18 protein-coding genes are annotated in these 17,878 nt (G+C 45.6%); 6 read left to right on the plus strand and 12 right to left on the minus strand.

What is annotated here, in order from left to right:
* Nucleotides 1-24: 24 nt before the first annotated feature.
* From JNUCC31_RS13860 to JNUCC31_RS13870, 3 genes are all read right to left on the minus strand, one after another.
* Entirely contained in the window at nt 25-753 is a 729-nt protein-coding gene (locus tag JNUCC31_RS13860; protein WP_228469654.1) for an endonuclease/exonuclease/phosphatase family protein, read from the minus strand.
* 11 nt (nt 754-764) lie between these two features.
* Nucleotides 765-2,015 (minus strand): glycosyltransferase family protein, encoded by a 1,251-nt coding sequence (locus JNUCC31_RS13865; protein ID WP_192271966.1) that lies wholly within the window; start codon nt 2,013-2,015, stop codon nt 765-767.
* Nucleotides 2,016-2,298: 283 nt separating this feature from the next.
* Entirely contained in the window at nt 2,299-3,237 is a 939-nt protein-coding gene (locus tag JNUCC31_RS13870) for a macrolide 2'-phosphotransferase (RefSeq protein ID WP_192271968.1), read from the minus strand.
* Between the two features lie 430 nt (nt 3,238-3,667).
* Between JNUCC31_RS13870 and JNUCC31_RS13875 the strand changes: the two genes are divergently transcribed.
* From JNUCC31_RS13875 to JNUCC31_RS13885, 3 genes are all read left to right on the plus strand, one after another.
* Nucleotides 3,668-4,024, plus strand: coding sequence for a hypothetical protein (locus tag JNUCC31_RS13875; RefSeq protein ID WP_192271969.1), 357 nt, complete (start codon nt 3,668-3,670; stop codon nt 4,022-4,024).
* A 282-nt stretch (nt 4,025-4,306) separates the two neighbouring features.
* A complete protein-coding gene (locus JNUCC31_RS13880) occupies nt 4,307-5,752 on the plus strand; it encodes a DEAD/DEAH box helicase (RefSeq protein ID WP_192271970.1) in 1,446 nt (481 codons plus the stop codon).
* A gap of 290 nt (nt 5,753-6,042) precedes the next feature.
* The gene (locus tag JNUCC31_RS13885) at nt 6,043-7,860 is read left to right on the plus strand and encodes an AbfB domain-containing protein (RefSeq protein ID WP_228469727.1); all 1,818 of its coding nucleotides are present in this window, start codon (nt 6,043-6,045) and stop codon (nt 7,858-7,860) included.
* A 181-nt stretch (nt 7,861-8,041) separates the two neighbouring features.
* Here JNUCC31_RS13885 and JNUCC31_RS13890 read toward each other — a convergent pair whose 3' ends face one another.
* The 3 genes from JNUCC31_RS13890 to JNUCC31_RS13900 form a co-directional block, all read right to left on the minus strand.
* Nucleotides 8,042-8,587, minus strand: a complete 546-nt coding sequence (locus tag JNUCC31_RS13890; RefSeq protein WP_192271972.1) for a GNAT family N-acetyltransferase — start codon at nt 8,585-8,587, stop codon at nt 8,042-8,044.
* 161 nt (nt 8,588-8,748) lie between these two features.
* Nucleotides 8,749-9,015 (minus strand): CD3324 family protein, encoded by a 267-nt coding sequence (locus JNUCC31_RS13895; protein WP_192271973.1) that lies wholly within the window; start codon nt 9,013-9,015, stop codon nt 8,749-8,751.
* A gap of 263 nt (nt 9,016-9,278) precedes the next feature.
* Complete coding sequence (locus tag JNUCC31_RS13900; RefSeq protein WP_192271974.1) at nt 9,279-10,187, minus strand: helix-turn-helix transcriptional regulator; 909 nt, start codon at nt 10,185-10,187, stop codon at nt 9,279-9,281.
* A gap of 74 nt (nt 10,188-10,261) precedes the next feature.
* Between JNUCC31_RS13900 and JNUCC31_RS13905 the strand changes: the two genes are divergently transcribed.
* Entirely contained in the window at nt 10,262-10,795 is a 534-nt protein-coding gene (locus JNUCC31_RS13905; RefSeq protein WP_416234412.1) for a dihydrofolate reductase family protein, read from the plus strand.
* 111 nt (nt 10,796-10,906) lie between these two features.
* On the opposite strand, the gene JNUCC31_RS13910 is transcribed toward JNUCC31_RS13905, so the two are convergent.
* The 4 genes from JNUCC31_RS13910 to JNUCC31_RS13925 form a co-directional block, all read right to left on the minus strand.
* A complete protein-coding gene (locus JNUCC31_RS13910; RefSeq protein ID WP_192271975.1) occupies nt 10,907-12,031 on the minus strand; it encodes an SGNH/GDSL hydrolase family protein in 1,125 nt (374 codons plus the stop codon).
* A gap of 48 nt (nt 12,032-12,079) precedes the next feature.
* Nucleotides 12,080-12,562: an SRPBCC family protein gene (locus JNUCC31_RS13915; protein ID WP_192271977.1), complete on the minus strand. Its 483-nt coding sequence runs from the start codon at nt 12,560-12,562 to the stop codon at nt 12,080-12,082.
* A 209-nt stretch (nt 12,563-12,771) separates the two neighbouring features.
* The gene (locus JNUCC31_RS13920) at nt 12,772-13,341 is read right to left on the minus strand and encodes a GNAT family N-acetyltransferase (RefSeq protein WP_228469655.1); all 570 of its coding nucleotides are present in this window, start codon (nt 13,339-13,341) and stop codon (nt 12,772-12,774) included.
* 116 nt (nt 13,342-13,457) lie between these two features.
* Nucleotides 13,458-14,027 carry a hypothetical protein gene (locus JNUCC31_RS13925; RefSeq protein ID WP_192271981.1) on the minus strand — a complete coding sequence of 190 codons (570 nt, stop codon included), beginning with the start codon at nt 14,025-14,027 and terminating at the stop codon, nt 13,458-13,460.
* A gap of 186 nt (nt 14,028-14,213) precedes the next feature.
* On the opposite strand from JNUCC31_RS13925, the gene JNUCC31_RS13930 reads away from it, so the two are divergent.
* Nucleotides 14,214-14,816: a TetR/AcrR family transcriptional regulator gene (locus JNUCC31_RS13930; RefSeq protein ID WP_192271983.1), complete on the plus strand. Its 603-nt coding sequence runs from the start codon at nt 14,214-14,216 to the stop codon at nt 14,814-14,816.
* Nucleotides 14,817-15,134: 318 nt separating this feature from the next.
* Here JNUCC31_RS13930 and JNUCC31_RS13935 read toward each other — a convergent pair whose 3' ends face one another.
* A complete protein-coding gene (locus JNUCC31_RS13935) occupies nt 15,135-15,503 on the minus strand; it encodes a DUF4180 domain-containing protein (RefSeq protein ID WP_192271985.1) in 369 nt (122 codons plus the stop codon).
* Nucleotides 15,504-15,726: 223 nt separating this feature from the next.
* On the opposite strand from JNUCC31_RS13935, the gene JNUCC31_RS13940 reads away from it, so the two are divergent.
* On the plus strand, nt 15,727-16,344 hold the full coding sequence (locus JNUCC31_RS13940) for an NUDIX hydrolase (protein ID WP_192271987.1): 618 nt from the start codon (nt 15,727-15,729) through the stop codon (nt 16,342-16,344).
* Nucleotides 16,345-16,453: 109 nt separating this feature from the next.
* On the opposite strand, the gene JNUCC31_RS13945 is transcribed toward JNUCC31_RS13940, so the two are convergent.
* Complete coding sequence (locus tag JNUCC31_RS13945) at nt 16,454-17,773, minus strand: ATP-binding protein (RefSeq protein WP_192271989.1); 1,320 nt, start codon at nt 17,771-17,773, stop codon at nt 16,454-16,456.
* Nucleotides 17,774-17,878 lie beyond the last annotated feature (105 nt).

A 17,878-nucleotide genomic window follows, 5' to 3' on the forward strand; every position in this document is an offset into this window, starting at 1 on the left:
TATTCACATGATTCGTTCACGCTCTTATTTCAGCGTAACTTCAAAGTATTGAACATAGTGATCCGATGCAAAATTGTCGGCTTTGCCGGGAATTCCCCTGATCCAGCGAATTCCGTTGCCCGGAGTGGATAGTATATTTCGGCTGACTACATAGTCCAACTTGCCACCGCTGATCTGGGTTTGTTCCGAACCCGCCGTAACGATCCAATCCTGCTTCCAATCCCCTGTTCCCTGATCCAGCTCGGAGGGTTCGCAGTTGAAATCTCCCGCATAGATCCATTGTGACTTTCTAATTTTGGGCAGCATAAGCCGGGTATACCTTGAAGCAAACTTGGGATTTGAGGAAGGAGCATGCTGGGAGTAGATATACAACCCTCCCGTATGGGCTATCTCCATACCTACAACAGAACGAAGTCCAGATTGACGCGGTGGCGGGAAGATGGCTTCCACATTCCCGGTTGCCAGATCCGCTCGGGTCACAATGGCCAGATTGGTCCGATTGTTATCGACCTCCGCCTCGTAGTAGACCACAAACATTACCTGCCTTGAACTAAAACGGATATCTCCGGCGGATACGGATGATTTGGGACTAATGGGTCTCAATTGTTTGAACTCATCAAGCTTGCCGCACTCCTGTAGACAAATGACCGGATTTTCGACAGCTCCGGAAAATAACCAGTTCTTCAGCGCGCTCATTTTATTGCCCATTTTATCCGGGTCTTTGGAGTCCTTTCCTTGCATATTCCATGTCAAAAGGGATAGCTTCAATGCGTTTTTCCCTCCAATCTCTGCAATTCCTGGTCAAACAGTTGTTTCCATCGCTTTGCGATTTCCTGCCACCTCCATTCCGGAGAAGTTGCGTATTGATAGGCCTGCCAGGATCGGTCTTCCAGATAAACAGGGGAGGTATACAATTCCTCCAGAACTTGGGCAGTTGCCTTGGCAGATACCACGGGCATGTTTCCTGTCTCTGGCTTGGAAGGAATACAGATTCCTTCCGCCCGCCACAATTCTCCGCAGGCACTATGATCCGGCACCACCTGGGCTGCCCCGGTGGCCGCATGTTCAAAAGCAACGAGTCCCCATCCTTCGCCACTGCTGGTGTTTAGCCCCACATCAGCTGAGTTGTATATAAGGTTCAGATCGATTTCGTTCGTACGCGGCCTTTGCCTGGCACGGGTTGTTGTCAATAGTCGGTCCATAATGCCGTACTCGCTCGCCAGTTTGAGCACGTCAACACCGCAATCGCGCATCCCCATGTGCAAATAGAGATAGACATCCGGCTTGCCCTGAGCAAACTCGGCAAAAGCCTCAAGGGTAATATCCACCCTTTTTCGCTGTCCGTTACGATTGGCATTCAGTACAATGAATGCGTCCTGCAGCTCCGGTCGATCTGGAAACATGAACTTCCGTGCATGACGTCTTTCTCTTGTCAGCCCTTGCTTCTGAAGCGGCTGGGACGTCAAAGGGTAGAACTGCGATGTCTCCACCCCATGAGGAAGAATGTACATCCGCGGGCTTCCGACATGTACGCCCCTACTCCTCTCTTGTTCAAAGGCCTGGGATACCATATTGAATCCAAAATGGGTGTAAGTGACTACTACATTGGCATAACTCAATGCCTTCAATCGGGATGAATCCACCGGGGTATCGATCGGACAGTATACAACCGTGATTCCCTCATAATGCCGAAATGCTTCTTCATGCAGTTCATAAAAGCCAAAATCATCGCACATCAGCACCAGATCAGGCCGATATTTACGTAATAGCCCCGGCAATTGCAAGCAGCCGTACTTGTCACCCAGCATCTGATTGATTTCCAGCTTCCATGTGGTATCGCGTGACACATCACCATAGTCACTGATGGCAAAGTAGACCAGATCAAAATCATCCTTCAGGTAACCAGCCAGGCTCTCCAGAACCCGGGCATAACCGGTAGCGTTCCCGCCTTGCCCAACGACGAGCACCCGTGGCTTATCCAAATCTGCATCCCTTAAAAGATACCCATATGTCATGGACACCCCCCTTTCCGTATCACCTTTCTGTATCACTTGAAAAGTAGCACACCAATCATCCAGAAAGAGAATAACACAGGCGTCCATTCACCGCGTCTACCTCCAGTTAGATACCAAAAGAGCCCATTCTATAACCGCTGTTATAGCGTAAGAGTTTTACTCCCCTCAGGGCTTTTGCTGCCAGGTCGTACATAACAAACCCTGGATCAAGAACAAACCAAAAAGCGATCCCCCACACTAATGGAAGGATCGCTTTTTCAGTTTCTAACTTTGGCTTAGTATTTTAATCCCGCTTGACATCCCAGCTCGCAAGCATGCCTCTCGCCATTTCCATATTAGACTCTTCTCCGGTGATTAACGCAAACCGCGCAACGATCGCCGGGTATGCCGCCCACTGCTCCCGAATATGTTCCAGCATCCGGGGCCACGTCCTTCCCCCTGCCTTCTCATAACGTTTGAGCAAATCCCGCAACCCTTCCTCTTCGAAGAGCGCATAATAGATGACAAAATCCTTCCCTGGGTCGGCAATCTCGGCTTCTGTCCAGTCAATTAACCCGGTTACCCGCTGAGCATCGTCGACGATAATATGCGGCGGATGCAAATCACCATGATTGAACGTTGAGTGCTCAGGCCAATAGCTGTCCGTTGTTAGCCACGCTTCCCACCGACTGGCCAGTTGATCTGGCACCTCAAAGCTTTGTTTAATCTCCTCGATATTGGCTGCAAAAGCTTCACGAGCTTCTGTAGGCGTCTTGCTGCGCACTCCGCCCTTTACCGCCTCATCAGGATCAATGTTATGCAATGCGACTAGTGAAGCAGCGAGCGAATCGAAAAAGTCATCCGATAAGCTTTCCTGTGGAAATCGCCATGCGTACCCTCCCCCTGCCGGATCGACGACCGCAATCGGTTCTCCATCAAGTAAAGGATAGGCGATCAGTTCCGGCGTAAAGATCCGCCATTCTGGTACCTCTACCGGCAAACACCCTTTTACAACATCCAGCACCTTGCGCTCATTTTCAGCCCGTTCCCATACATCCTCGCGCCGTGGCTGGCGCAGTATCCACTGTTGTCCCTGTTTATCAGTGGCAAACGCCACACGAAAGTCCATACCGGACTCATTGATTTTCATCGATTTCCCAGCAATCTGAAGCCCGTTCTGTTCAGCTAAAGACGATAGTTCTTTTTGAAATTCCAAATGCTCATTCACGTTCGATTTTGTCATCTCAGGTACTCCCCTTTTCCTCAATAAAATAAAAAACACAGACATCCATGCCTGTGCAGTACATTTCGGATATTAGGTATACCTGAATGCTCGCAGAAAAATAGTAGTACATCAAAGAACCACTCTTGGAGAGCGTTCTTTAACGACTAGCGGCATACGTGTTAATCAGGCAAACCAATCCCGATGAGCTGCACACAGGCAGTAAAACAGCAAGCGCAAACAAACGTTTCGCCATACTATCTCAATCGGAAAAAATTTGCCACACGTATCCCTCCGTTCCGTAAGTTACCCACATGTTAACATATTCCATTTCCCGGTTCCAGATTAAATGGAGGTATTTTTTTATTTTTTCAACGATGTGCAGGAACTTTGGTAGCTCAGAAACCGTCATACGTATAAATACATAAAAAATGGAGGAGGTGAGCAACGAATGTCTATTGTACGAAAATTACTCCCTTTTTCGCTGATTTTGCTTTTGCTAACGATAGGGTGTTCAGAAGAAGTCGCGGAAAAGGAGGAGGGGAAAGCTCATGTTAGCGGGGTGATTACGAAATTTAATGAAGAAAAGGGGCAGGTCCTCATCGATAATGAAGAAGATCGCGGTGATAAATTAAGACCCATCTGGATTTCACTGCAAACTAATGCCGAACTCATCATCAATGGCGAGACTGTCACTGTCCCTTTGGATGGAACATTGGTTGGACGCAGAGCTGAAGTGTGGACAGGTCCGTCTATCGCCAAATCTTCTCCCCCGCAAACCACAGCCTTGAAGATGGTTATTCATTAATAGAAAGCATAATAACCGATACATTTCGTTTCACGTGGAACGCTCTGATACACCTTCATTTTCAGAAGTAATGGCTTTCATAGAGGGACAGCGGCAGACCTTAGCCCCGAAAAGTGACAATAATCTTGTTGCTCACTGCAATTACTCCGTTAGCGCACCTATATATAGAGTATAATGAAGAGGTATACGATAAATGTACGGTGCAATGCTTATATGTAAGCATATCGCAAAATGCGATTCCAAACGCCCCTGTATTCAAAACTAACGTAAAAGAGGTTAACGATGAGTAAGCAACAATTTAAAGATTATGGACTTGGCGAAGAAATCGTAAAAGCGCTGGATAGCCTGGGCTATGAAACCCCAACGGAGGTTCAAACCAATGTTATTCCAGTCGCCCTTGAAAATAAAGATCTTGTGGTCAAATCCCAAACAGGCAGCGGGAAAACAGCCGCCTACGGCATTCCAGTCTGTGAGCTGGTAGATTGGAACGAAAATAAACCCCAGGCTTTGATACTCACGCCAACCCGCGAGCTGGCTTTGCAAGTCAACGAAGACATTACCAATATCGGACGCTTTAAGCGTATTAAAGCAACCCCATTATACGGACAGTCTCCTTTTCATGTTCAAAAAGCCGAGTTAAAACAAAGAACACATGTCGCTGTAGGCACACCTGGACGGGTACTGGACCATATCGAACGCGGCACCCTGCCGCTGGATCGGATCTCTTACCTTGTCATTGACGAGGCGGATGAGATGCTGAATATGGGCTTCATCGAGACGGTACAATCCATTATTCAAGCACTGCCTAGCGAGCGAGTGACGATGTTATTTTCCGCGACGTTCCCTGAAGATGTAGCCAAGCTGTCACGCAAATACATGAACAATCCGGTCGAGATTGAGATCAAGGCAAGTGGTCTTACCACAGCCACGATTGAACATGCCGTGATTCACGTGCCAGAGGTGAACAAAACGGCGCTGCTTCAAGACCTGTTTATTGTTGAAAATCCAGATAGCTGTATCGTGTTCTGTCGTACGCAGGAGAACGTGGATAAACTGTTCCGGGTCATGGCTGATCTCGATTATCCAGCGGATCGCATCCACGGAGGCATGGAACAAGATGAGCGCATCGAAGTGATGAATGCATTCAGAAGAGGACAATTCCGTTATCTGATTGCAACGGATGTAGCCGCCCGCGGGATTGATATCACGAATATTACCCATGTCATCAACTACGATATTCCTTTGGAAAAAGAGGGATACGTACACCGTACAGGCCGTACGGGTCGCGCAGGTAAAACAGGTAAAGCCTTTACTTTTGTTACCCCGAAGGATGGCAGACGTCTGGCCGAGATCGAATCGTATATCGGATTTGCAATTCCTGTTGTTAAAGCTCCTTCCGAGGATGCTGTGGACCGTCGCCGGGAAGAGTTCGAGAAGCGTTTGAAGATCGTGCCTGAACGTAAAAAGGACAAGCGTGAACAGTTGAACCAACAGATCATGAAGCTGAACTTCAACGGAGGCAAGAAAAAGAAACTTCGTGCGGTAGACTTCGTGGGCACCATCGCCAAGATTGAAGGCGTCACTGCAGACGACATCGGGATTATTACCATTCTGGATAATGTAACCGATGTGGAAATTCTGAACGGCAAAGGACCACTCGTGCTTGAGGTAATGCAGAATACAACGATCAAGAAAATGCAGCTCAAGGTTCGCAAAGGTCATAAATAGATTTTGAACCCGTGTAAATAGAGTATTATTCAATAAGGGATAGTGGCTTATTTTATAAGTCGACTATCCTCTTTTTTATATATTGAAATGAGATAAAAGCACTCGCTATCGCCGCTATATTCGGGATAAAGTTCCATTTGTTCATCAGGGTACACATTGTTCACTTGTACAAGATTCCATTTTAATTACACTAAATATGTAAACGCTTCATAAAGGACCGATATTAGGAGGTGTGTGTAATGGGCAACAGGAAAGCAGTCTGGATTCTGGTCTTCGCGCTCACGCTAACCATGTTTGGCCTTCATCCCGAACGGACCAGCGCGGCAAGCGTGACGATCACCAACGGTTCCGATTGGCTGGATACTGCAGGCAACCCCATTCAGGCCAATAGCGGAAACATTCTGAAAGTCGGCAGTACGTATTATTGGTACGGCGAGCATGCGGTCAGCGGTAAGTTTGACAGCGTTAATGTCTATACTTCAACCGATCTGAAGAACTGGACGTTCAGCAATGCCATCCTGACCAAGGATTCGGCCACCGAGCTGGCCTCCAGCAAAATCGAACGTCCCAAAGTCATCTACAACGCCGCTACGAAGCAGTATGTGCTATGGGCGCATTACGAGAACGGCACAGATTACAATCTGGGACGGGTGGCGGTAGCAACCAGCAGCACACCAAACGGTAAATTCACGTATGAGGGAAGTTTTCGGCCTTTGGATTACGAGTCACGCGACATGACTGTTTTTGTAGATACAGACGGTACAGGTTATCTGATCACAGCATCCCGCAAGAATGGCGGGGCCAATGATACGATGGCTATTTTCAAAATGAACGCCAGCTATACCGGTGTGGAAGCCTTTGTGGGTTGGCAATTTGAGAATGCCTACCGGGAAGCTCCTGCCGTTGTGAAAAAGGGCAATCGCTACTACCTCTTCACCTCCCAAGCTGCTGGCTGGTATCCGAATCAGGGCGCGTATGCAACCGCATCGTCCATGACAGGCACATGGTCCGCTCTCACACCTTATGGCAATCCATCGGCCTTCGGCTCCCAGATCCATGATATTGCCACCATTACAGGCAGCAGCACCACATCCTATATTTATATGGGCGATCGCTGGAATCCACTCAATCTTGGTGAACATAAACATATCTGGCTTCCTTTAACCTTGAATGATTCAAACGGAACCGCCTCACTGGAATGGTACAAAGAGTGGAATATCGATGCTGTGACAGGCACGGTAACGCCACCTGCTCTTGTTAATCACGCCCAAGGCAAAACAGCTACAGCCATCTCCACAGCCTCCGGCTCATCTGCATCCCATGTCAACGACGGCAACTATCAGACTTCTTGGGCAGCATCGTCCAATACTTGGCCAGCCTGGTGGCAGGTCGATTTCGGCGCACCGAAGACCATTACGGAGATCGATATCTCCTGGTTTATGTATAAAGGCTCGGAAGGCTATTATAAGTACAAAATGGAGATCAGCAATGATGGCGTTAATTACTCCACGCTAGATCGAACCAGCAATACCACCTATGGGTTTACGACCGACGCTGTTCATTTTACCGCCCGTTATGTACGTATCAATATGGTCAACGCTGTTCTGTGGAACAATCCGGGTAACTGGTACACCCCAACCCTGCATGAGGTCAAAATGTTAGGCCCGGCAACACCTGATGCAACGAATTACAGCCGCTTCAGCTCCTTCAATTATCCGGATCGGTACATCCGTCATTCCAACTTCACTGCACGGATCGACACGAACGTCTCACCTGTACTGGATTCCCAGTTCCGCGTTGTACCCGGCTTGGCCAGCTCTACAGGCATCTCACTGGAGTCCATCAATTTTCCGGGCTACTTTCTGAAGCGCAATGCCAGCAACAAAATCGTACTTGAGGCATACACGGATACCCCCGCCTATAAAGGAGATGCCACGTTCCTGAGCAGCCCCGGCTGGGCTGACAGCACCAAAGTATCGCTCCAGTCGTACAGCCAGCCCGGATATTACATCCGGCATTACGACTATGTATTGCAGCTAGATGCCATCAATGCCTCCAGCAGCGCAACGGTGAAGGGTGACGCCACGTTTGGGCGAAGCGATTTTTAAGAGAATGAGCATCTACTTCTCGGGAAAAAGGCCGCTTCTTCAGAACTCACAACTGAAGATGTAGCCTCTTTTGCTGTATAAAATTTGTGATTGGTGCGTACGGAAATATGCAAATGGGGAGTACACAACGTACCCAACACGCAGACTCTATATAACTAAAATATATTTTCTAAAAAAATGATTACTGATTTGAAAATCTGAAGATCAACTTTTCTCCATCATGCGTTTGGTCTTTCAATTCCATATAGTTTCCCTGGGTATAGTCCGATACGGTCTTTCGCCAAAAGTGTTGACCGACTCTATTCTTCTCCGAGGGATTCGTAAATATCTCCCATCTGCCCTGAAATCTCCGGAATACCTCTTTTGCAGCGTTCTCTGCAATCCCCATACCTCTGAATGGCTGCATCAGAAAGAATTCATGTACAAAGAAATCCGTGTCTGCCGAACAATGAGGCGCATTAGCCACAAATACAAAACCTGCTGGTACGCCATCTACTCTAATCAAAAATGTATAGAGAACGTTCGGTTTTTCCCACCATATGTTCTGGACATCATATTGATCTTGCAACGTTTTGTAATCATCACCCATTTCGAAAATCCCATGTTGATTCGGAATGTGTTCTGCATCCAGCCCATAATGTCCAGATAAATCATGAAGGTATAGAGGATACATGTTTTTGATGATGTATGCCTCATGGTTATGCGCTATCTGCACGTCAATTTTCAAACGTAACTCCCCCCCATGGATATTGTACTGTTTTGTTAGTAAACGTTCTGTAATCAAATTGTATTGGTCTTCTCCTGCACAATATAGGCAACAAACCATTTAATCCAAATCCTGCACAAAAAGCCACATTCGATTTCTCGAATGCAGCTCTAAGCCTTAAATCACTTTTTGGAATATACAATTTTCTTGATACTGTCGATGGACAAACAAAATTGCTCTATGAGTTGGTCAATGGACATGCCCGCAGCGAATAACTGGCGGATTTCATCGTTCCTTTGCTTCAAAACCATCCGGCTGCCTGAATTCTCGCCCCACTTTTGATGGGCTTCCTTCGGTTTGGGGATATACACCAACCCACCAGGGATGTGGCGCTGGATCTCCTTTAGCAATGATTCCGGAAAAACCGTATCTGCATTAACATATTTCATATTTGCTCCGCTCCTTAAAAGTTAAGATCTTTAAGGCAGCAGAGTCAACCGATGAACACTTGTTATACGCATTATACTAATGTGGCGGAAATGGAATTCAAGCTCTATACAAACAACCGCCGTTGTTCATCGCATGGACTCTGCATAGAGCGGATCGTGAAACTTCTTATGAATTGAATCATGGTAGCCCCCCATTCGGTGAATCCTATATAAGCTACTTTCATAGTACTCTTATATGTTCCATATGAGAACGCGATATCCTTTTACAACGTATTGTACTGCTTCAAACTCCGTTCCAGCATCTCTTTCACTTGTTGTTGCAGCTCCAAAGGCTCCATCACCTTCACTTCAGGCCCATAGGAGAGCAGCTTCCGCGCTGTAAAAGGAAACTCCTCAAGCGGAACCAGTCCTCGCCATTCATTATCTTCAACCGACTTGAACAGTACATCTGATCCTGCCAGTCTCGCCCCAAAATCCGTGAATTGCAGCACGACTTCTACGCTTTCTCTCTCTTCCTTGAAATTCAACCACTCTTGCAAACTAGGAACCGACTCGTCGATGGAACCCAGCATAACCAGCTCCTGCATGCGATCCACCCGATACAACAGCACCCGATCCTTCCTCCGGGCCGGCATATACCAATACCCGTGATCGTAATAGATACCAATGGGGAAGGCCTGTACTTTTTTATGTCCCTGCCGGGAATGATATATAAATTCAATTTCTCTTTTATCTACTGCCGCGCCTAATATCTCTGTTGTCACTGCCTCGACCTGCACAGCATGATGTTGAAGGAACGTAATGTGCTGCCTCATCCGTGTAATCAGATCCTGTACATCCTGAGGCAAAGTTGAATAATATTCCTCTGCCAGATGTTCACGAATTGATCCATACGGAAAATCCGGGACGTTCTCCAAATATTCAATCATCATAAACAACCCCAACGCCTCATGTTGTGTGAGTTGAAGAGGTGGCAAAATCCGATTAGGCAGCACTCGGTAACCCCCGTTCACGCCAACCTCTGTATACAAAGGAAAGCCCAACTCCTGCAGATCATTCAAATCTCGCTGAATCGTACGGATCGACACCTGAAAACGCTCCGCCAATTCACGAGCCGTAAATTTTTTTCTCGAATCCATGAGTCGCATCAATGCGAGTTTTCGATTATTCATATTCACCCCACCTAACTACGTCAACATTTGTCATAGTTGGAGTGTATCATACATTTCAGAAGGGAGCGATTGATATGTCTACCAATAAAGTTGTGCTATACATTGCGATGAGTCTGGATGGGTACATTGCAAGACCGGACGGTTCGGTGGATTGGCTGTTCGATGTGGAAGGTGACGGTGGCGATAACGGGTATGGCGAGTTTTATTCAACGATTGGATCGGTGGTTATGGGACGTCTTACGTATGAAGAGGTGCTCAAGCTGTCAGAGGATTTCCCCTATGCGGATCGCCCGACGTATGTACTTTCCCGTTCCAAACAAGCCCCTGCACCACATGTACAATTTACGGACGAGGCTGTGGAGAACCTGATTCCCCGATTGAAGCAGGACTCCGGCGGTGACATTTGGATTGTGGGCGGAGGTCAGCTGGTGCAAGCCGTTCTGGAACAACAACTGCTCGATGAGGTTGAGATTGCCATTATTCCGAAGGTTCTTGGTGAAGGAATTCCCCTATTTCCAATAGGAACGGTACCAACCCATTTCAAAATGATTCATACGTACACGCTGGGGCAGATCATTTCGATCCGCTATCAGGTACAAGGGAATTAACTTTAGCGTATTTGACACATCCCTTTCGATGTTTAAGGTGTACTAAAAGAAGAGCCAGGCCTCTCTACCTAAGAAAGGTCTGGCTCTTCCGATTACAAATGTAAATTAAAATTATTTTAAAATTTCCTTTAAATAATCCGCTAACGCATCAGCAGTCCTTCGATGAGATAACTCACCCGGATGACTTCTGGCGCCTACCGTCTCCTCGGTCGTATTGGGAAGCTGTATCACCGAGACTTTCGTATCTCCGGACTGTCTCGTATAAGCGTCAACAGCACGATAAATCGCTGGCATCATCGGGAATCCAAGCATGCCGTATGCCCATACGAGATGCGGTTCTGGATTGTTTTTTCGAAGTTGGGTCAAGAATCGGGTCACGGCATTCTCAAAAGCAGCCAGATCCTCTTCATGGTAAGTGCCGTCTTCGTTCAGGCGTTGCTTGTACACCTTTCCGGTAACGGGGTCCTGCCACGCCGGGGTTTGAAAGGCCCCTCCATCATTGCTTCCCAGATTAACGACCACTACATCCGGCTGCCAGGAGTTAAAATCATGTTTGTCCCCTGCCCCAAGTGCTGCGTTCTTATCTCCGGTCACCAATCCACAAACTTGCTCGTAATAATCAGGGATATTTGCATTCGGATTGTTATCCCAACTCGTCAGCACACCCCAGCCGCTCTGCGAGATGACGCGGTATTCTGCATTCAGCGCTTCTGCTGTCATAGCCGTATAATTATGTATGGCACTGAACCACATCGGAATCCAATCCTCTTCTGTTTTGGCTCCAATTGCGCCTTCTCCGGATGTAATACTGTCGCCGATAAATTCAATCTTGTACGGTTTTTCCTCTACAGGCGCGAAGTCACCATCGGACTTCACCGCATGAATCTGCAAGGAACAGCCCGGATCTCCATTCATGGCCTGTACATCTTTGACGATGCGTACATTTTTCACCACATTCTCGTTCATTCCTCGAAATACGCAGATCCAATACCTTCCCGCCGTTAACATCTGTCTGCTCACCGGGACACCGTTAATCAGAATGCTGATCCAGGGTTCATACAGGTCATAATCGGACTCGATCTCCACCCACAACTCAGAGGCTTTTGCATTAAGCTCAACCGCACTTCCGGTCCAAAACAAAGTTAAGGGCGACCGTTGTCCTGTCGTTCTGCCATGTATTTTGAGATTGCTGACATCAGATAACGCATACGTCTTTAGTTTCTCATTATCCTTCACAATGTGTTCCTCCCGCAGATTATTGCCCAAGGGGGCAGTCTCATATGACTAGATTTTAAGAAAGCAGTCCACATGCTTCTGGTATTTTTCGTACCAGATTTTCCATTCCGCTTCACGAGATTCCAAAGTACGGCCATCAAGTAATGCCTCAATGACATTCAGACAGACATGCCATCCTGCGAGATCCTTAGGTGTATGACTTGTGATAGAGTGAATGGTTTCGATCAGCAGCAGGCGACACCCATCCGACTCTGGATATAGCTCGAACCGAACCCGGTCTTCTGCCCATGTAAATTCGAGAACGGAATGCGGCACAAAGTCCAGAATTTGAAGAACCAGGAACGTACCATCCGGCATATTGAACTTGATGCTCCCACCTGCACGAAGGTCCGTTACTTCGAGTTCGGAGAACCACTTTGTGAGCTTTTCATTTTCCGTTAAATAGGACCATACCTCTTCCACAGAGTACTTCCAATGACGTTCGAAACTGGCTATTGTACCATTCGGTACTTGATTCAACTCTGCAATCATAAAGATACCTCCTCCATAAGGATAGATCATGGCTTACCACTCTGAATGTGGAATTAACCCGGGAATGAACAGGATGATGTGGAGCAACTCGTTTCCACATGTTCTCCCAATATCGGCACTCCAGCTGACTATTGTTATTGGACAGGTGGGGCGCTCGCTCTCACATCATCCTGATTATTTGTTCAATATGCCTTATTTCATCCCGTTATTCACAAATGTTGATTCCCTAATCCATCGAGAACATTCGGAATTTTAACGATATGTGATTGTTTATGATAAAACATACAATACACCCGTAAATTATCGATGTGTATTTCTTTGTTTAAGGTAAATCCCCATTTGCAATACATATTAACATTTTCTTGGTTTTCCGTGTCCAGTGCAATTCCCTGTGAATGTGTGTCCCCATTAATCGTTTTCATGAGGTGCATCAGCAACGATTTACCAATTCCCTTTCCCTGAGACTTAGGTATTACGCCAATCATAATGAGGTAATGATGCGATAGCCGGGGAGCGGCGGATCTGGTGACTCGCATATAGGAATTAAGGAGCCATAAGGATTTTACGGACATTTGAAAAAACAACGGAATGAACCGCCCCATGAGCAGAAACCCTTCTTTCATATTTTGAAGCTTGTTCTTTTCTGGTTTTTCTACGATGTACGCACCGAGCAGGCACTCATTTTCAAATAAACCCCAGACCTCCTCACTGACCAAAAAAGCTTTATCAAACATAAAGGAAACAAAAGCTATCACACGGCTCCTTGCCTTCTCATCCATCTCCGAATCACCAAATAAGTACAGGAATAATGGATCTCGGGCAAAGGCTTTGCTCAAAACGAATACAAATGAAGGTTTGTCTGATTTCGTTAGCCTGGCGATTGTATACGGAGTGCTCATGTTTCTTCACCGAGGCTGTTTGTTGTTCTGCCATAATGATCGACGGCGAAGCTGAATAACACTTTAAGCATAAATAATGAACAGGTAATCAGCATATACGGCTTCATATCTGGCAGCATGGGCATACAACCCAGGCCGATCGACAGGAGCAAACCTGCAACAAATCGTTGTGATTGCTTACCCATAAGGGAATTTACGATAAATGCTCCCAGAATGGTATAAGCCCAGATTCCTATTGCATACCCAATATCCGTATTCAATAGAAACGCAACAATCACGATATGAAAATGTATTGCAATGAATACGATGCGATTGGTTTTGCGTACAGCGTAAAAATTGCTGGTTGAAGGTGAGAAGTTGGCTATACAACCGGAGAATATATCAAAAATGAGCAATAACGCCAGAACGATGCGCCAAACTGGCAAATTTCCTGTAAGTTCCGGGAAAATCAGGCCCATCGTTGTGGTCAGGAGACCACCAAAGAGCAGTACGGCTAATAGGGATGCAATGCTCTGTTTCTCACCAAAAACATCATGCAGAAATGTGGGAATCCGTATTTGTTTCATGTAAATACACTCCTATCCTAATTGAATGTTTTAAAATGCATTTCTAAGCAAATAAAATTATGTACTATATATAGTAAATGACTACAAAAACATTATAACTACATCACATCAGGATTTCAACAGATTTATACTTATTATATTGAATTACTCTAAAACTTGAGCTACACTACATTTGAGGTGGAGAAGATGAATGGCTATGAACGACGGAAACAGAAAAAGATCGAGCAAATATACAGTGTGTCCTTTCAATTATTTTCAAAATTCGGCTTTCAGAAGGTTAGTGTCAATGAAATCGCTCAACATGCAAAGGTTTCCCCTGCGACCATTTATAACTACTTCAGAACCAAAGAGCAGCTCTATTCCGATATGCTTATGAACTGGATGGACAAGCAGTTGGAGCAATACGAAAACATTCTTGATTCAGAGCTCTCTTTCCCCGAGAAAACCAAGGAAATCATGATGATGGAGGCCAAAAATCTAAAAATGATATCGGATGAGTTTCAGAAAACGCCATCCCCTGAGATGAGTGGCTTGGTAGAGTTAATGGAAAGTTACACCGAGCAGAAAATCATGCAATTTTATATGAGGTTTGTGGCAATGGGAAAGCAAGAGGGGTATATTCAAAGAGATCAAACGGTTGAGATGATAACGATGTACTTCACAATGTATAAAAATGAGCTGGGTCGTTATTGGAAAGCGTCGAATCAAGAGGCCGTGACTCAAAATATGGATCAACTAATGGATTTGTTCTTTTATGGTCTGGTTGGGCAGAGGAACAAGCAGGAGTAGCAGATCGGATGAAAAAAATGTTTTACCGAAGAGTTCTTCGAACGAAAACCAAACTTGCGGGAGGAATGTATCGTGAAGGCGAATTCCACATCAGATGTATGCGTTATCTGATGTGGAAAACCTCAAGATACACGGCAGAACAACAGGACATCTGGCCCCCTTAACGTTGTTTTGGACGGGGAGTGCGGTCCACAGCGTGCTTCCAATGACGTTCAAAACAGGCCACTGTGCCAATCGGTGCTAGCTTCAAATCTGCAATCATAATGGTACCTCCTCCATAAGGATTAATCGATGGGGCTTACCGCTCTGAATGTGGAATTAATCTATATTATGCAAAGCCTGAAGTGCTTCCTCTTTATTTTTCAAAAAGAATACATGCTTGCCATGGTTGCACTCATAGATGAAGTCTCTGAGACTTTTGCTGTTGTATCCGTCAAAATCTCCGACTATGGCAAGTTTCACCTGGTAATTCACGTATTTCTGCAAAATATCACCTGCAAGTTTGGTCTTCAGTTCGAAGAAGTCTTCGGTAAGGTTAGATTTATCAATCAGGATTTTATGAGCATCATCCGTGTAATTCACAGAAGCCATTAAATCCAGTGCATCTTGAACATTGTTAATGATGATATCGCTACTTTCGATAATAGCAACCTTGGAGCTGCCCTGTTGATCAATGGTTATATTCATTTAAATTTCTCCTTCCGCATCGCTTTTCTTTATACTATCTCGCAGTTCTATAGTGAAAGGCAACGACTTTTTGAGCATGTTGATATATTCATTTGAACATTCCAATTGCGATAAACTTTTTCCCATGATTGCAATTATTTACAACAATTCTTCTGCTATAATGAGGGTGTTTCCTATAAAGCTTAATTTCTTGTAGAATTCTCAAAGAAAGAAGGAGTTATTTATGGACATGAAGTGGTTAGAATGGGCAAAACAAATACAAGCTATCGCACAAACTGGTTTAACCTATGCCAAAGATGTTTATGATATTGAACGTTATGAAGAATTAAGACGGATTAGTATCGATATTCTAGCCAACTACACTTCGGTTAACAAAGAAAAAATTGCACTCACATTTGCAAGTGATTCCGGTTATGCAACGCCTAAAGTTGATATTCGTGGTGTTGTTTTTAGGGGGAATAAAATATTGTTGGTTCGCGAAAAAATAGACGGGGCGTGGGCATTACCAGGTGGATGGGGCGACATCGGCCTCTCACCAGCGGAGGTAGCCGTGAAAGAAATTAAAGAAGAATCCGGGTTCGATGTCCTGCCGATAAGACTTTTAGCAGTATTGGACAAGAAATTTCATGATCATCCACCCGAACCCTATCATGTATATAAAATGTTTATTCAATGCAATATTGTTGGAGGAACCGCCGAAATTGGTGTAGAAACCAGCGCAGTTGAATTCTTCTCATTGGATGAATTGCCTGAGCTTTCGCTGGAAAGGAATACGGTGGAACAAATTAAAACCATGTTTGAATTTCTTGAACAACCCGATAAAGAAGTCATTCTGGATTAGATCAATAACCACCATATTCCAAAAAAAGTGCATACCCTATCGGGCCTCAGCTCTAGTCATCCAAGGCTCGATGTGGGCATCTTGCAGCATATTTCTGCTCACGATATCATCATCCACGATCATAATATAAGGCGTCGTCCGCACCGTCCCCATTGACCAGATTTGCTTTCGGAATGGATACGACAAATGCGGAGCCCTTATCGCCTTGCGGAGCCGATTCCACACTGATTCGTCCTTCCAGGGACTGAACGATATCACGTACATGGGACAACCCAATTCCGGTTGCCGCAATGCCTACTTCATTGAACTTGGTCGTATAACCTGGTTCGAAGATGATATCTCGCTTCGCCTCGGGTACACCTTTTCCAGAGTCGATAACCACAAATTGCACATCCGCCCCTTCTTCCAAAACGCCAATCCGAATCGTTCCGTCGTTCTCAATGGCTTCCACGGCATTGGCGATCAGATTATTCATGACAGTTAAGAGAGGAATATAGTAAGGCGAGTCACAGTCATACTGCTGCTCGATGCGAATCTCAATCTTTCTGTTCAGCATTTCGCTATACTTCCGGTTTCCTTTGATCGCAAAGTTTAATACCTCGGAAAGACTCATATTCACTGCTTTTTCGCTATCATACAATTTCAACAGACCTGCAAGGATACGTTGGGAGTCCTTTTTGACCTCATGAATCTGTTGAGCAATGCCGAGCGTCCGCTGGCTATATTGGTTCAATTCCTGCTCTCTCAGATCCCGATAAAGATCGTAGCTGTCTACAGCAATGCCTTCAATCGTATTCATGGCTTTTTGCAGATAAAAGGCCTCGCCATACAGACCCGAATTCACGCTCAGCATCTGCTCCATTCGCTTCTCCTGCTCTGCATGCAAGAGCCGCATCTGCCTCACCGCAAAACTGTTGTAGAGCCCAATCACAAAGTAACTTCGCAGACCGCCCACCACAAGCAGATACAACCATTCCTTCATATAAAAGATATTGGTTCCACTTAACATTCCGCGAAGAAGCAGCTCAACAAAATTAGATGAGAAATCGATACATGTGATCAACCCGCCGAGTAGAAGAGGCTGCATCTCATGAAATCGATGCCTCAACTTGCTCAGCCCATAGGCAAAGACCACGTAATACACGCCTGCCCCCAGATTGTCCCGCATACTTTCCAGAATGGACACGGTCTGTACATGATTAATGAGATCTGCCGACTGAAACAGCAAATTCGCGATGCCTGTCAAGATTCCTGTCTTCACATAAGACAGGTGCGGCATAATCATCAGCAGAAATAAAAGGATGCTGACCCCCAACCCGATTCGGAAATAATCTTCCCGGAACGGATTAATCTTGAATTGCGCACCTACTGCTGTGGCAAAGGCAATGGCCGTCATCTGCACATTCTCATTTTTGACCCAATTGCGCATCGATCTCTTCACCCACTATAGCAACGTTTAGCGCCAATACCGAAACCTGCGCTTCTAATGTTAAATATACTAACATATGTAAGAAGCATTAGAAAATAATAAAAA

This window comes from Paenibacillus sp. JNUCC-31, from assembly GCF_014844075.1.
Taxonomy (GTDB): Bacteria; Bacillota; Bacilli; order Paenibacillales; family Paenibacillaceae; genus Paenibacillus.

Bases quoted from the DNA above. Each gene is read 5' to 3' on its own strand.
- JNUCC31_RS13865 (WP_192271966.1), bottom strand. From the start codon at position 2,015: ATGACATATGGGTATCTTTTAAGGGATGCAGATTTGGATAAGCCACGG.
- JNUCC31_RS13870 (WP_192271968.1), bottom strand. From the start codon at position 3,237: ATGACAAAATCGAACGTGAATGAGCATTTGGAATTTCAAAAAGAACTA.
- JNUCC31_RS13945 (WP_192271989.1), bottom strand. From the start codon at position 17,773: ATGCGCAATTGGGTCAAAAATGAGAATGTGCAGATGACGGCCATTGCC.
- JNUCC31_RS13885 (WP_228469727.1), top strand. From the start codon at position 6,043: ATGTTTGGCCTTCATCCCGAACGGACCAGCGCGGCAAGCGTGACGATC.
- JNUCC31_RS13920 (WP_228469655.1), bottom strand. From the start codon at position 13,341: ATGGATGAGAAGGCAAGGAGCCGTGTGATAGCTTTTGTTTCCTTTATG.
- JNUCC31_RS13875 (WP_192271969.1), top strand. From the start codon at position 3,668: ATGTCTATTGTACGAAAATTACTCCCTTTTTCGCTGATTTTGCTTTTG.
- JNUCC31_RS13935 (WP_192271985.1), bottom strand. From the start codon at position 15,503: ATGAATATAACCATTGATCAACAGGGCAGCTCCAAGGTTGCTATTATC.
- JNUCC31_RS13930 (WP_192271983.1), top strand. From the start codon at position 14,214: ATGAATGGCTATGAACGACGGAAACAGAAAAAGATCGAGCAAATATAC.
- JNUCC31_RS13925 (WP_192271981.1), bottom strand. From the start codon at position 14,027: ATGAAACAAATACGGATTCCCACATTTCTGCATGATGTTTTTGGTGAG.
- JNUCC31_RS13915 (WP_192271977.1), bottom strand. From the start codon at position 12,562: ATGATTGCAGAGTTGAATCAAGTACCGAATGGTACAATAGCCAGTTTC.
- JNUCC31_RS13880 (WP_192271970.1), top strand. From the start codon at position 4,307: ATGAGTAAGCAACAATTTAAAGATTATGGACTTGGCGAAGAAATCGTA.
- JNUCC31_RS13905 (WP_416234412.1), top strand. From the start codon at position 10,262: ATGTCTACCAATAAAGTTGTGCTATACATTGCGATGAGTCTGGATGGG.
- JNUCC31_RS13900 (WP_192271974.1), bottom strand. From the start codon at position 10,187: ATGAATAATCGAAAACTCGCATTGATGCGACTCATGGATTCGAGAAAA.
- JNUCC31_RS13895 (WP_192271973.1), bottom strand. From the start codon at position 9,015: ATGAAATATGTTAATGCAGATACGGTTTTTCCGGAATCATTGCTAAAG.
- JNUCC31_RS13940 (WP_192271987.1), top strand. From the start codon at position 15,727: ATGGACATGAAGTGGTTAGAATGGGCAAAACAAATACAAGCTATCGCA.